14 protein-coding genes are annotated in these 13,969 nt (G+C 71.2%); 5 read left to right on the top strand and 9 right to left on the bottom strand.

Annotated features, from left to right (window positions below):
* Positions 1-16: 16 nt before the first annotated feature.
* Positions 17-787, bottom strand: coding sequence for a dimethylarginine dimethylaminohydrolase family protein (locus BN1197_RS05205; RefSeq protein ID WP_040156924.1), 771 nt, complete (start codon positions 785-787; stop codon positions 17-19).
* Between the two features lie 270 nt (positions 788-1,057).
* Between BN1197_RS05205 and BN1197_RS05200 the strand changes: the two genes are divergently transcribed.
* From BN1197_RS05200 to BN1197_RS05190, 3 genes are all read left to right on the top strand, one after another.
* The gene (locus tag BN1197_RS05200; RefSeq protein ID WP_040157241.1) at positions 1,058-2,359 is read left to right on the top strand and encodes a cytochrome P450; all 1,302 of its coding nucleotides are present in this window, start codon (positions 1,058-1,060) and stop codon (positions 2,357-2,359) included.
* A gap of 62 nt (positions 2,360-2,421) precedes the next feature.
* A complete protein-coding gene (locus tag BN1197_RS05195; RefSeq protein WP_040156922.1) occupies positions 2,422-3,318 on the top strand; it encodes a D-hexose-6-phosphate mutarotase in 897 nt (298 codons plus the stop codon).
* 71 nt (positions 3,319-3,389) lie between these two features.
* Entirely contained in the window at positions 3,390-4,220 is an 831-nt protein-coding gene (locus BN1197_RS05190) for a hypothetical protein (RefSeq protein WP_040156919.1), read from the top strand.
* Here the strand turns inward: BN1197_RS05190 and BN1197_RS05185 are convergent.
* The 5 genes from BN1197_RS05185 to thiD form a co-directional block, all read right to left on the bottom strand.
* Entirely contained in the window at positions 4,197-5,309 is a 1,113-nt protein-coding gene (locus tag BN1197_RS05185; protein WP_040156917.1) for a zinc metalloprotease, read from the bottom strand. The two genes, BN1197_RS05190 and BN1197_RS05185, sit on opposite strands and share 24 nt — an antisense overlap.
* A gap of 175 nt (positions 5,310-5,484) precedes the next feature.
* Complete coding sequence (locus tag BN1197_RS05180; RefSeq protein ID WP_052466041.1) at positions 5,485-6,252, bottom strand: DNA-3-methyladenine glycosylase I; 768 nt, start codon at positions 6,250-6,252, stop codon at positions 5,485-5,487.
* 137 nt (positions 6,253-6,389) lie between these two features.
* Entirely contained in the window at positions 6,390-7,031 is a 642-nt protein-coding gene (locus BN1197_RS05175; protein WP_141397225.1) for a hypothetical protein, read from the bottom strand.
* An 83-nt stretch (positions 7,032-7,114) separates the two neighbouring features.
* Entirely contained in the window at positions 7,115-7,534 is a 420-nt protein-coding gene (locus BN1197_RS05170) for a YchJ family protein (RefSeq protein ID WP_052466040.1), read from the bottom strand.
* Positions 7,531-8,343 carry a bifunctional hydroxymethylpyrimidine kinase/phosphomethylpyrimidine kinase gene (gene thiD, locus BN1197_RS05165; RefSeq protein WP_040156912.1) on the bottom strand — a complete coding sequence of 271 codons (813 nt, stop codon included), beginning with the start codon at positions 8,341-8,343 and terminating at the stop codon, positions 7,531-7,533. Before thiD ends, BN1197_RS05170 begins: the two co-directional genes overlap by 4 nt.
* A 197-nt stretch (positions 8,344-8,540) precedes the next feature.
* On the opposite strand from thiD, the gene BN1197_RS05160 reads away from it, so the two are divergent.
* Complete coding sequence (locus BN1197_RS05160; protein WP_040156911.1) at positions 8,541-9,836, top strand: acetyl-CoA hydrolase/transferase family protein; 1,296 nt, start codon at positions 8,541-8,543, stop codon at positions 9,834-9,836.
* Between the two features lie 136 nt (positions 9,837-9,972).
* A complete protein-coding gene (locus tag BN1197_RS05155) occupies positions 9,973-10,428 on the top strand; it encodes an ArsC/Spx/MgsR family protein (RefSeq protein ID WP_082043653.1) in 456 nt (151 codons plus the stop codon).
* 3 nt (positions 10,429-10,431) lie between these two features.
* On the opposite strand, the gene BN1197_RS05150 is transcribed toward BN1197_RS05155, so the two are convergent.
* From BN1197_RS05150 to BN1197_RS05140, 3 genes are all read right to left on the bottom strand, one after another.
* Positions 10,432-11,268, bottom strand: coding sequence for a class II glutamine amidotransferase (locus BN1197_RS05150; RefSeq protein ID WP_040156910.1), 837 nt, complete (start codon positions 11,266-11,268; stop codon positions 10,432-10,434).
* A gap of 149 nt (positions 11,269-11,417) precedes the next feature.
* Entirely contained in the window at positions 11,418-12,107 is a 690-nt protein-coding gene (locus BN1197_RS05145; protein WP_040156909.1) for an exonuclease domain-containing protein, read from the bottom strand.
* Complete coding sequence (locus BN1197_RS05140; RefSeq protein ID WP_040157235.1) at positions 12,104-13,966, bottom strand: DUF294 nucleotidyltransferase-like domain-containing protein; 1,863 nt, start codon at positions 13,964-13,966, stop codon at positions 12,104-12,106. The genes BN1197_RS05145 and BN1197_RS05140 overlap by 4 nt, the downstream gene beginning before the upstream one ends.
* Between the last annotated feature and the right edge of the window lie 3 nt (positions 13,967-13,969).

Genomic DNA, 13,969 nt, shown 5'->3' with positions numbered 1-13,969 from the left:
TGGGGACGAGCGCCGCTCAGAACGGCGCGACGAGGCAGGTCATCGTCCCCTCGCGCTTCTCGAACTCGGAGATGTCGACGACGACCGGGGTGTAGCCGAGGTCGACGACGGTCTGCGCCGAGCGGGGGGCGCTCGCGGGCAGCAGCACCTGGTCGCCACCGAGCGGGAGGGCGTGGGCGCCACCGGGTTCGGGGACGGGCACGAAGTCGTCGAACACCGAGGGGTCGTCGACGAGGGGCGGATAGCCGAGGACCGTGCCGCAGGGCAGCGCGGCGACCGCCGAGTCGAGCTGCACCGACTTGTGCAGCGGGACGGGCACGACGCGCAGCCCCGACGCCTGCATGATGCGGACGACCTGGGCGAGACCGGCCCGGTTGGTCCGCGTCCCGACGCCGACGTAGAGCGTGTCCCCGACCCGCACGAGGTCACCGCCCTCGACCGTGCCGGGACGCCTGATCGGCGCGACCCGCACGTGCATGCCCGCGAGCGTGCGACGGATCGCGGTGCGCTCCGGGCGTCGCGACTCCACGGCCGAGCGGGTGAGCACGACGCGCCCGGCCACCGACACGACCGCGTCTCCGACGAACGCGCCGTCGGGGCAGTCCGGGTCGCTCTCATGAGGCTCGACGACGACGACCTGCCAGCCGGCCGACTCGAGTTCGGCCCGCAACCGGTGCCACTGCTCCACCGCCCGCTCGAGCACGACGGGCTCCCGATCGATGAACGACAGGACCGCCTCGCCGAGGCCCGGCTCGGGGCATCGCATGAGCGCTCGGTGCGTGGCCATGCCCTCAGCGTGGCACGACCCCCGCGTTGACCGTCCCTTGACCCGATCGGTACCCAATGATTGACGGGCGATCGTCCCGTTCCCCTCCATCCTCACCGGTAGGTGCCGAAGAGAGGTGCGACGGCGACTTCCACCACCCGCCGTCCCGGCACCCGGAGCGGTCACAGGCCCAGGTCCGTCCGAAGGGGCGGTGCGTGCACCCGCACCGCCCCTTCGCATGTCCCCCGCTTCGCAGGCAGACTCATGGGTGACGTCGTCGAAGGAGCGGAGATGAGCACGTCCTGTCCCCACGGTGCACGCAAGACCGGGCGCGCCGGAGAGCGTCTCTCCCCGGCCGTCGAACTGATCGACGGGGTCTGGCACGTGCGCTCCTACCCTCTGGTCAAGGAGGTGTTGCGAGCCGGGACGACGGTGCAGGCCGGGTTCAACGTCGACATGGTCCGCGGCGGCGCCCGCGCGATGCGCGAACCGATCCTCTATCTCGACGGGCCGGAGCACCGCAGGCAACGCAGCATGATCGCCCGATACTTCGCCCCGGCCACCGTGAGCCGCCGCTACCGCGAGCTCATGGAGTCCCGCGCCGCGGAGCTCGTCGACGAGGTGCGCACCGAGACGCGGGCCGGACGCACCGTCGATCTCGGGCGGATCAGCCTCGAGTACTCGGTCGCGGTCGCCGCGGCCGTCATCGGCCTGACCGACTCACGGGGCATGGCGCGGCGGCTGGAACGCCTGTTCGCGATCCCGGCGCAGCCCCCACGCTCTCACGTGGGCGGGGAGGACGACGCCGGCGGCGACTCGAGCCGGGGCGTCGGGGCGGCGGTCGCCTCACTGGCGGGGCGGTTCTCCGCGGTGGTCTCGGCGACGCGCGGTCTGGGCCCGGTGGCCCACTTCTACGCCCGCGACGTGCGGCCCGCGATCAAGGCCCGACGCGAGCGCCGCCGCGAGGACGTCATCTCCCACCTGCTCGATCAGGGCTACACCGACTCCGAGATCACGACCGAATGCGTCACCTACGCCGCCGCGGGGATGGTGACGACCCGGGAGTACATCTGCATCGTCGCCTGGCACCTGCTCGAGGACGACGATCTGCGCCGGCGATACGTGGCCGGGGACGAGGCCGAGCGCCACGAGCTGCTCCACGAGATCCTGCGACTCGAGCCCGTCGTCGGTCACCTCTTCCGCCGCGCTGTCGAGGACCTCACCCTCACCGACGGCGACGTCGTGCATCACGTTCCCGCCGGTGCCGTGCTCGACCTGTCGATTCGCGCCGCGAACGCCGACGAAGGCAGCGTCGGCGCGGACCCACTCGCCCTGTGCCCCGGCCGGGACATCCCCAAGGGCGTACGCCCCGAGGCGATGTCGTTCGGCGACGGCAACCACCGCTGCCCCGGCAACGCCCTCGCGATCCAGGAGACCGACGTCCTGCTCACGCGGCTGCTTTCGCTGCCTCTCGGGCTGCACGGCGAGCCCCGACTCGGATGGCTGGATCTCATCGTCGGATACGAGGTGCACGACCTCCGTCTTGCACACAACGGCGGCGCCGAGGAGCAGTCTGCGAGCGTGAACCACTGAGATTCACGGCGTTTCGTGCCGACAAGGCACGCGTGAGCGATGTATCCGGAGACCATGGGTCCATGACGACGACCACGACACCCCCCTCGCCCGCGCTGCCCGAGGGCGTGAGTCTGACGGGAGGCGACGTGCCCCGTCTCGTCGTCGACACCCCGGCGTGCAGCGGCGAGATCCACCTCGACGGCGCCACGGTGACCCGATGGGCACCCGCCGGCGCGGACGAGGTGCTGTGGGTGAGCGAACACGCCCGCTTCGGCGAAGGCGTCGCGATCCGCGGCGGCGTGCCGATCTGCGCACCGTGGTTCGCCACCGGCCGCGCCAAGAACCGCTCACCGCAGCACGGCTTCTTCCGCAACGTCCGATGGTTGCCGACGGAGGTGCATCGCGACGACGACGACGTCACGGTCGTGCTCACGCTGCCCCCGCTCTCACAACTCGACGCGGACGGCGTCGAATCCGCGCCCGCCGACCTCACGGCCACGTACACGGTCACGTTCGGCGCGACCCTGCGCATGTCGCTGACGATCGCCTCCCCCAGCGAGGCCATGGAACTCGAGGAGGCCCTGCACACCTATCTGCGCGTCTCCGACATCGCCTCGGTGCACCTCGAGGGCCTCGACGGCGCGCGCTACGCCGACCGTGCCCCCGGTGGCCGGGCCGTCAACGCCCAATCCGGCGACGTGCGCTTCCTGCGTGAGACCGACCGCGTCTACGCCTCGACCGACACCGTGACGCTCGTCGACGGCGACCGTCGCGTCGTCGTGGGCAAGGCCGGCTCCAACAGCACCGTCGTGTGGAACCCGTGGGAGCGCAAGGCCGCCGAGATGTCGGACTTCGGCGACGACGAGTGGCGCGGCATGGTGTGCGTCGAAGCGGCCAACGCGCTCGCCGGGCACGTCAAGCTCGAGGCCGGCGGGTCGCACACGCTGACGACGACGATCTCGCTGCAAGACGCCTGATCGGCCGGGCCCCGGGCGGCGGAGTAGGTTGACCGCGTGATCGACACCGCCGCGGCGACGGACGCGCCCGCATGACCCTGAGCATCGTCTGCCTGATCGTGGGCGTCCTCGCCTACGGCTGGGCGGGAGCACGCCTCTCCGACGGCGCGCAGGGCGAGGCCCACCCGCTGAAGTCGCCCGCGTGGTGGATGGGCACCGCGTTGCAGGGCGCCGGGTTCTTCTTCACCCTCCTCGCCCGCGGCCACCTTCCTCTGCTCATCGTGCAGGCGGCCGTCGTGGGTGGGCTCGCGATCACGGCGCTCATCCAGCACCTCGCCGGCACGCGAGCGCTCAAGACCCGCGACGTGCTCGCCATCGGAGTCGTCGTCGCGGGCATCGCCGTCCTCGCCGCCACGACCGTGCCCGGCCCCGCCGTACCGATCGAGCCGATCCACGTCGCGGTGCTCGGGGCCGGGGTCGCGATCTGCCTCGTCGGGGTCTTCCTGCCCCTGCACCCGGGTGTGTTCGGCGTGTTGTCGGGCCTGGGCTTCGCGATCAGCGCGATCGCCGCCCGGCTGCTCATCGCCCGCCTCGACGCGGACATCTGGCGGTTCTGGGAGTGGCCGTGGACGCTGTGGGCCGGTGGGTTCTTGCTGGTCGGCGGCCTCGTGCTCGGCCAGGTCCACCTGACCCGTGGGCTGGCCGTCTCGCACGCCGTCGGTGTCCTCGGTGCGAACTACGTGACGAGCACGATCGTGCCCGCGGCGTTCGGTCTGGTGCTCATGCACGAACTGCCGCGCCAGGGGATGATGTGGGCCGTCGTCGCCGGGCTCGTGCTGTCGCTGGCGGGCGCACTGTCGCTGCTGCGCCCCGACCAGGCCGAGCCCGCGGCCCAGGGCCTACCGCTGGGCGAGGACCACTGAGGACCGCACGCCGGGAACGACGCGACTCTTCACCGCGGGGCGCTTGACCGCGGGACGCTTGGTCGCGGCAAGTCGTTTGGCCGGCTTGGCGAAGCAGCCCGAGGAGGCGCCCAGTCGGCGGAGGGCGACGAGATCACCGGCGCCCCATTGCGCCTGCTTGTACGTGGTCTCGGGGTGCATGATCTGGTCCTTGTCGGCGACCGCCGGGTGATCGAGCCCGAGCGTGTGCCCGATCTCGTGCAGCAGCACCTGACCCCAGGTGCCGAGCTCGCCCGTCTCGCGGCCGGCACCGAACCCGCTGGGCAGGCTCTTGGTGGTGTTGAGCACGACGTAGCCCTGCACCGCCCGGTGCCAACTGTTCTTGCCGATCTTCTGCGGTGTGAGGTCGTAGAACACGCCGCCGATGCCGAGCGCGTGGTCGCGGCGATCGAGCAGCCTGGTCTTGGCGGGCGTGGTGTAGGCGATGACGAGGTCGGTGCCGGCGGGGTAGGTCTCGGGGGTGTCGGCGCCCTTGGCTCCGGGAACGATCTTGGTCGTGCCGAGGTACTTGTAGCGGACGCCGGTGGCCTGCGAGGCGAGGCCGATCGCCCGACGGACGTCCTCGAGGGCGTCGTCCGGTGCCTCGGTGAGATTGACGCGGTACCCGATGGTCGTGCACGGATCCCACCGCACCGGTGGCGTGGTGAGGTAGTCGAACGCGCGGGGGTTGCCGGCGCCGATGCCGACGGTGAACGTCGCACCGATGCCCTCGGAGAAGCCGTCGGTGGCCGGAGCCTGGACGCGGTAGGAACTCACCCCGGCGTCGCCGGTGGGCAGGGTCAGGGTGAACGTGCCGGTCGTCTCCTGCGAGTCGAGGGTGCGCCACGTGCGCCCGACCCTGACCTGGAGGCGCACCTCGCGCGGACCCTCGGTCGTGACCGAGCCACGAACGAGCACCCGGTCACCGGTGCGCGCGACGGTGCTGCTCGGAGTGCTGGTCACCGAGGTGGCGTCCGCCTCGGGTGCCGCGTGCACGACCGACGGAGCCGCCACGCCGAGGACGGCGACGATGACGGCGAGACCGGCCCGCCGCCCCCCTACTGCATTCACTTCTGGCCTCTTCACGTGTCGCGCCGAATACGGTGCGCACCGCCGTCGTCGAGTACCGCCGCTGTCGAATGCGGCCGCTGTCGTGGCGAGGCGCCCCTGATATCTCCCCCGAGACCAGACCGGACCGAGCCGGACACCTGCCCAGAATGTCACGAACCGCACGTGACCGCCAGGGTCAGACGCCGACCGTTCGGCGATCCGTTCCCCTATCGGCCTTGCGCGCGACGGCTCCAGCCGGTTCGGACCGCCGCACCGGGATCACGCCCGCCGCGAGCAGCAACGACTGTGAGGCGACGGGGCCGAGGTGGACGAATCCGGCGTCGGCGAACGCCTCGGCCAGGCGCACCGATCGGGCGTCCGAACGCGGTATCGCGGTGAGCTCCACGCCATCCGAGTCGATCTCGTCGAGCGTGCGACCCCAGACGAGGTCGACGAGCCCGCCCGCGGCGCGCAGGGCGCACGTCGCGCGTGCAGTCGTGATCGCGGCCTCGCATTTGCGGCGGTTGCGGATGATGCGTACATCGTTGACCAGATCGTGGACATCGGCGTCGGTGAACGCGGCCACGGCGTCGGCGTCGAAACCCGCGAACGCGGCCCGGAGACCCTCACGGCGTTGCAGCACGTTGGCCCACGTCAGCCCGCCGGCGAAGACGAACAGCACGATGAGCTCGAACAGCCCTTGTTCGGTGCGCACCGGCGTGCCCCACTCGGTGTCGAAGTAGCGGCGTACCGCCTCCCCGCGATCGGCCCAGGCGGGGCGGCGGATGCCGTCGGGCCCGACGACGGTCTCTGTGACATCGGTGGTCCCGATGACGTCGGTGTTGTCGGTGTCGTCCGTGAGATCGGTGGTCTCGGCGGACCTGGTGGTCTCGGCGGTCCTGGTGGTCTCGGCTGTCCCGGTGGGTGCGTTGACGTCGGTGACGCTGGGCATGAGTGCGAGCACGGCGGGCTCCTTTGCCGGGGCGCCGCTGGCCGGGCGCCGGTGCGTCCACGCTCGCAAGAACCGGTGCCCGTCGTGTGCGCTCGATTCGGGCCGGTGGACAACCGCCGGCCCCGCAGAGCGCTGTGGAGAACTCCCGTTCAGGGGCGAGCGGCGAGGCGCGGACGCGGCGCGAGGGGTCGGTCGGTGGGCACGGCCACCCCCGGCTCGGCCTGTCGTTCCTCGAGCGATCCCGATGCGACCGCGACGCGATAGGCGTCGTGCCCGCTCCACGCGTCGATCGCAAGAACGCGCAGCTCACCGGGTCTCACTCGCGCGCTCCACAGCCCGACCTGCTCGTCGAGGAGCATGGTGAGGAAGGCGCGGGACGCCTCGGCCTGGTCGCGGTCGGCGCGCCAGAGGAGATCCCCGGCGCTCCACAGTTCGAGGTACTCGGGGTCACCGGCGCCGGGCACGTACGGCCGCTGCGGGCCGAGGAGTCGCGCCCAGTCGTCGAGACTGCGTTGGTAACGCACGATGTCGCCGAGGAAGAAGCACGTCGCCGGCACGTCGGCGAGGTCGCCGTCCAGCGGCAGGGTGCCGTCCTCGAGCAGTTCGAAGAGCAGCCGGACGCGCGGTTCGTGCTGGTCGGACACTCCGGTGAGGTAGTCGTGCAGCCTTTCGAGAGGCGTCGCCCGACCGGCACGCAGCGTGTCGCGCACCTCCTGCTCGAAGGCGTCCTCGAGCGCCTCCCGGATACGCTCGGCCATCACGAGACCCCGGCCCTGATCGTCCCCGCTCATCGTGCCTCCCCCGCTCGGACTGCTGCGGGGAGTGTAGGTCACTCGTCCAGTTCCGGGGAGGGGCGCAGCCAGATGGGCACGGCTCAACTCACGTCGCCGTCGACGTACACCCAACGGCCACCACGCCGCGCGAATCGGCTGGTCTCGGTCATCTCATGCCGGGCCCCGGAGGCATCGAGCGACGTCGCGCGGTAGACGACCACTCCGGTCTCATCGCCGTCGAGGCCGTCCTGGGTGCCGAGCACCTCGAGCCCGATCCAGCGGTGGCCGGGGTCGAGCGTCAACCCCTCGGGTCGGGTCCGCGGGTGCCACGTGCGCAGCAGGTGCTGTGCGTCACCGACCGCGAACGCCGAGTACCGCGAGCGCATCAACGCCTCGGCCGTGGGCGCGGGCCTGCCGTCGTGGAACACCCGGCAGCACCCGGCGTACGTCGCGCCCGAGCCGCACGGGCAGGCGGCGCCGGGCGCAACGGCCGCACCCGGCGTGCCGAAGGCGTGCGTCACACGCCCTGCCAGAGGGCGGCGAAGGGCGCGTTGGACTCCACCCGGGCGCGAATTCCCTCGGTGACGAACGACTTCGCGGCCCGCGCCGCGGCGAGGGGGTCACGGCCCTTGGCGAGCTCGGCCGTGATCGCCGCCGCGAGCGAGCAGCCCGCGCCGCTGACCGCGACCTCGCCGATCTTCGGCTCGGAGAGGACCTCCGTCGTCGTGCCGTCGTAGTAGACGTCGACGGCGTCGGGACCGGCGAGACGCACGCCACCCTTGGCGAGCACCGCCGCACCGCACGACTCGTGGATGCGGCGAGCGGCCGTCTCGAGGTCGTCGACCGACTCGATGGCGTCCATGCCGGCGAGCGACATGGCCTCGAACTGGTTGGGGGTGACGAACGTCGCCAGCGGCAGCACGTGCTCCTTGAGGGCGTTGTCGGTGTCGAGCGCGGCCCCGGGCTCCTGCCCCTTGCAGATGAGCACCGGGTCGAGCAGCAGCCGCTCGGGACGCTGCTCGCGCAGCGTGGAGGCGACGACGTCGATCGTCGCCGGCGTGCCGAGCATCCCGATCTTCACGGCCGACATGTCGTAGCAGGCGAACTCGGCCTCGAGCTGGTCGGCGATGACCTGCGGGTCGACCGGGACGAACCGGTGTGCCCAGCCGGCCTTGGGGTCGAACGAGACGATGCACGTGAGCGCCGCGATACCGAAGACGCCCAGCGCCTGGAACGTCTTGAGGTCGGCCTGCGCCCCGGCCCCACCGGTCGCTTCGGACCCGGCGATCGTAAGGGCGATGGGCGGAGGAGGAAGAAGGGTGTCGGCCATGGGTCCATCTTGCGCCTCCCCTCATCCACGGCGCACGTGGAGGGTGGCGGGAGGTGCCCGGTGCAGATCGGCGTCGTCCGTCGGAGCTCCGGCGGTGTGGGAAGGGTCTCCTGCCCGGCCGCGCGTTCGGGCCTACGTTGCGCGACCGGGCGTCTAGGGTCGACTCGAGTGGACGTCTCAGCCAACGGAGGTCGACGATGACCGCGCAGGACCAGTACGCAGCCAAGCGCCGCGAGGCGGGCGAGGCGATCGACCTCGTCGAGGACGGGTCGACCGTCGTCGTGCCGACCGGCGTGGGTGAGCCGCCGACGATCCTCGAGGCGATCTCCGAGCATCGCACCCGCTTTCGCGACGTGAAGATCAGCCAGATCCTGCCGCTGCGTCCCTACGCCTACTTCGACGAGCAGACCGCCGAGAACGTGCGCCACCGCTCCTACTTCGTCGGCGGCCCGAGCCGTCCCGGCGCTCAGGCGGGGTGGATCGACTACCACCCCTCGTACTTCAGCGAGATGCCCGCGTTGTTCCGCGAGGGCCTGCTGCCCTCCGATGTCGTCGTCGCCATGGCCTCGCCCATGGACAAGCACGGCTACTTCTCACTCGGTCTCGCGCCGGACTACACGATGGCGGCCATCGAGAAGGCGCGCACGGTGATCCTCGAGGTCAACCCCAACGTGCCGTACGCCTACGGTCACTGCCACATCCACGTCGACCGCGTCGACGCCGTCGTGGAGGACGAGCGCCCCCTGCTCGAGGTGGGCCTGCCCGCGATCGGCCCGGTGCAGGAGGCCATCGCCGGGTACGTCGCCGACCTCATCCCCGACGGCGCGACCCTGCAGATCGGCTACGGCGGCATCCCCGACGCCGTCGTCATGCAGTTGCTCGAGAAGCGCGACCTCGGCATCCACACCGAGATGATCGGCGACGGCATCCTCTCCCTCGTCGAGGCCGGAGCCGTGACCAACCTGCGCAAGAACCTCGCGCCCGGCTCGATGATGGCGACGTTCGCGCTCGGCTCGCGGCGGCTGTACGACTACATGGATCACAACCCCGCGCTCGAGATGCACCCGGTCGACATCACCAACGACCCGTATCTCGCCGGGGCCCACGACAACCTGCACTCGATCAACGGCACGATGCAGATCGACCTGCTCGGGCAGTGCGGCTCGGAGTCGCTCGGCACCAAGCCGTACTCCGGCACCGGCGGCCAGTCCGACTTCGTGCGCGCCTCCAACCGGTCGAAGGGCGGTAAGGCGTTCATCGTGCTGCCCGCGACCGCGAAGAACGACACGATCTCGCGCATCGTGCCCACCCTCACCCCCGGCACGCACGTCTCGACCAGCAAGAACGACATCAACTACGTCGTCACCGAGTTCGGCGTCGCCCAGCTGCGCGGCAAGACCAACCGCCAACGCGCCCAGGCCCTCATCGACATCGCCCACCCCGATTTTCGAGCCGAGCTCACCGAACAGGCGCAGAAGCTGCGAATTCTCTGACGAGACCGGCGAGGACCGTACGCGGTCGAGTCGCGTCGGAATCACGTTGACAGAGACACGCGCATCTCCAGTGCTCGGTGCCATGAGCCGAGGCGTTCGTCTTGACCCCGGCGCGTGGCGGCGGTAGACGGGTCTCATGATCACGATCCTGCACAACCCCCGGTGTTCCACCTCCCGCGCGGCGCTGCTCGCCCTCGAGGAGGCGGGCGTCGAGCACGACGTCGTGCGTTACCTCGACACGCCCCTCAACGAGCAGGCCGCGCTCGACCTGTTCGACATCCTCGAGGACCCGTTCGGAGACCTCGTGCGCCGCGACTCGACGTTCGAGCAGCTCGGCCTCGGCGACGACGACGTCGCGAGCCGGGAGAAGGTCGCCGAGCTTCTCGCCGAGAACCCCCGGCTCATGCAGCGTCCGGTGCTCATCTTCGATGCCGAGGCCGCGATCATCGGCCGCCCCAAGGAGCGGGTGCCGGCGTTCATCGAGAAGTACGGCACCCCCGCCGAGGCCGGCACGGCCGCTCAGGACGAGATCGACGACACCGCCGAGGAAGAGATCGCGACCGAGCAGGAAGAGGCGGTCGACCGGACCTGACGCTCAGGCGTCGACGACGGCGAACGACCCCGTGGCCGTCGTGCTGAGCACGCGCGTGCGCATCGTCACCGTCGCGAGGTCGACGACGCTGACCGAGTCGAGCGGCAGATCCTCCCAGCCGGTCGTGTCGAGGCCGCTGGAGGCGAACGCGACGCTGCCGTCGTCGCCGACGCGTACCCGCAGGTCGTAGTACGCCTCGTCGTGCGCCGGGGGCAGGTCGTCGTCGACGATGCCGCGCTCGACGAAGTGCTCGGTCGGCACGATCGCGTGGGTGCTGGCGCGGACGGCGACGAGCTGGTCGGCGTCGAGCACGATCGCGTTGAGGCTCGCGAGGGGGAAGCGCTCGCGCAGCATGGTCACGGTCGCCGTCACCGCGTCACCGAGATCGAGGCCGTCGGCGCGCCGCTCACGCACGAGCGCGAAGTAGAGCTCGCTGTCGGTCGCGCCGTCGCACTCCCGCAGGGAGGACGCCGCGAGCAGCGAGCGCAGGTCCCCCACCGGCAGGATCGATCCGTTGTGCGCGAGCCCGACGTCGGCGGCACGCGCGACGAAGGGGTGGGTGTTCTCCTCACGGATGCTCAGCCCGCCGGTCGCGAGGCGCAGGTGGGCGACGGCAGCGCGCGCACGCGGGCCGTTGAGGTAGTTGGTCAGCTCGGCGTTGCGAAAGCCGCCACCCGCGTGCCGGTGGCGCCCGACGCGGCCGGTCTCCTCCAGCCACATCGTTCCCCAACCGTCCGCGTGCAGACGGGCGAGGCGCTGGAACGCGGCCCCTTGATCGAATCCGATGACGTCGGAGAACGTGGAGGGCGCGGGAGCGACGTAGGCGAGCAGGCGGCACATGGGAACGACACGACTTTCAGGGGTGTGCGAGCACGGGTGTCCTCGCGGTGATCGGCAGGAGCGAACTCCCATCGGCATGAGAGCCGCGCAGCCGAGCAACTCGTGAGTAGCCGTCTCCCCCGAGGCACGAACTCCCGCCGGGCAGTGTCCTACCGGAGCAACCCCTTGAGGGTCGTCGTCCCACGATCCGAGAAGACCGCCCGTTGCGCGAGATAGAGCTCCGCGCACGCGAGGGCATCGGTGAGCGCGGCATGGGCGCGGTAGCGCGGCAGACCGTGCGCCTGCCGCGCGGCGCCGAGACGCAGCGAACCCGAACGCGGGTCGTCGTAGGGGTTGCTCGTCAGACGCCGCTGCAGCTCCAGGGTGTCGACGGTGCGCAGCGGCAGCGGGGCACCGTAGACCTCACGGCAGGCAGCGGTGAGGAACTCCTCCTCGATGACGCAGTAGTGCGCGAGCAGCACCCGCCCGGTGAGCGCGGCGAGCACGACCTCCAGCACCTCCTCAAGGGAGCGGCCGGCGGCGACGACGTCGTCGGTGAGCCCGTGCACGACGGCGCTCTGGCCCACCTCACCCTGGGCACGCACGACGAGCTGGCGGGCGCCGGAGAGGTCGACGACCTCCCCGTTCACCGGCACGAAGCCGACCGAGAGGATGCGATCGGTCCTGGGGTCGAGCCCCGTGGTCTCCAGATCGAGCGCGAGCAAGGACGCCTCGGCCGTGGGCGTCGACCGCGGTGGCGGGGGTACCTCGAGAAAACGCGCGAGCGCCGTGCCCTCCCCGGCTCGCCGGCGCGCCCGCTCACGCCGAGCGCGCAGCCCCCACCCGAGGGCCGGACTCACGAGATGAGCCCCAGGGGCTGCCGCTGGGCCAACACACTCTGCGCCGAGCGGACGACCCCGAACGCGTCCTTGAGAGTGCGCTTCTCGAACGAGCTCAGCGAGTCCGGCGCGACGAAGTTGTCCGGCTTGGCCCCCGACCGCACGCAACCGGCCTGGTGACGCAACCGCACGTAACCGATGAACTCGAACGCGTCGAGCAGGTCGTCGACGCTGCCGGGGTTCATCCGCCCGGCGGCGCGAGCGGCGGCGAGCCGCCCCCGGGTGTCGACGGCCGGTGAGCCGAGCGAGAGCGCCTGGACCCGGGCGATCTCGGTGACCGGTCCGACGCCTCGGTGCTTGAGGTCGAGGGTGCGCTGGTGCTCACCGCTCTTCTCGACGACGAAACCGCGGAACAGCCCGAGCGGCGGCTGGTGCTCGATGGCCTGCTTGGTCAGGTGCGCGAGGAACGTGCGTGCCCCGGGAGTGCGCGAGAGCACGTGGGCCCGCAGCCGCTCGCACAGCTCGGCCTGACCGTGAATCGAGCGCATGTCGAAGAAGATCGCCGCCCCGACGAGCGCGTCGGGGGTGGGCTCGTCGATCCATTCGGCGAAGATCCCGCGCCAGGCCCGTTCGGTCTGTCGCCAGCGGGGATTCGTCGCCATGACACCGCCCGGGCAGCGCGGGTAGCCGCAGGCGACCAGGCCGTCGGTGACGAACGCCGCGAGGTCGGCGAAGTACGCGTCGTGGTCGTGCGCGCCGCGGTCGTCGACGATGATCGCCGTGTCCTGGTCCCCTCCGAGGCCGGACTCGTGACGGGCCTGCGAGCCGAGCACGACCCAGCAGTACGGCACCGGTGGAGGTCCGAGCCTCTTCTCGGCGAGCACGAGCAGCCGCCGGTGCAGGGCGTCGGCCACGGCGGTGACGACACGGGAGATGTCGCTCGCCGACGCGTCCTGGGTGACGAGGCCCTCGACGATCGACGGCAGCCGGGCCGCGCCCTCGGCGAGCCCCTCGACCGTGGTCTGGCTCGTGACGTCCTGCACGAGGTACAGCGGGTTCGACCGCTCGAGGCGCACGAGATCGGTGCTGGTCACGACGCCGAGAGGGCGCCCACCCTCGACGACCGGGAGGTGATGCACGTCGCGCGCGAGCATCTCGAGCAGCGCCTCGAACGCGAGCGCGTCGGGACGCAGTGTGACGGGCTCCGGGGTCATCACCTGGGCGAGCCGGCTCGTGACCGAGAGCCCTTCGGCGACGACCCGGTTACGCAGGTCACGATCGGTGAGGATGCCGCAGAGACGGCCGTCGGGATGGAGCACGAGCACCGACGAGACCCGTTCGGTCCGCATGAGCTGCGCGGCCTCCTGCACGCTGATCTCGGGGGTCGCGACGACGACGCGGCCCGAGATCATGTCGGTGACCGGCGTGCGCAGCACGTCGCCGCCGGTCTCGGAGACCTGCACCGACTCGACGGCCTGGCGCAACCGCGTGACCTGCTGCTCGAGAAAGAACGTGCCGACGTTCGGATGATCGACGAGGCGGTGGAACACGGCCGCGGGCAGCTCGAGCACGAGCGTGTCCTCGACCGCGGTGACGTCGAACCCGTACGGCCCCTTCTCGACGAGGCCGGTGACGCCCACCGTGCCGCCGACGTCGACCCGTTCGACGAGGCCGCCCCCTTGTTCGTGCACGTCGACCGCGCCCGACCGCACGACGATGAGGGAGGTGACCCGATCGTCCGGGCGCAGCAGGATCGTGCCGCGGCGGTGGTAGCGAAGCGTCGACTGGGCCGGCAGCGCGTCGAGCACGTCACGCGGCAGTTCGGAGAAGGGCGCGTGGGCGGCGAGGAAGTCTCTGACCTCGACGAGTTCGGGTTCCATGAT

The sequence above is a fragment of the Mobilicoccus massiliensis genome (assembly GCF_000826525.2).
GTDB classification, from domain to species: domain Bacteria; phylum Actinomycetota; class Actinomycetes; order Actinomycetales; family Dermatophilaceae; genus Mobilicoccus; species Mobilicoccus massiliensis.
This window is presented reverse-complemented; position numbering and strand designations above follow the sequence as displayed.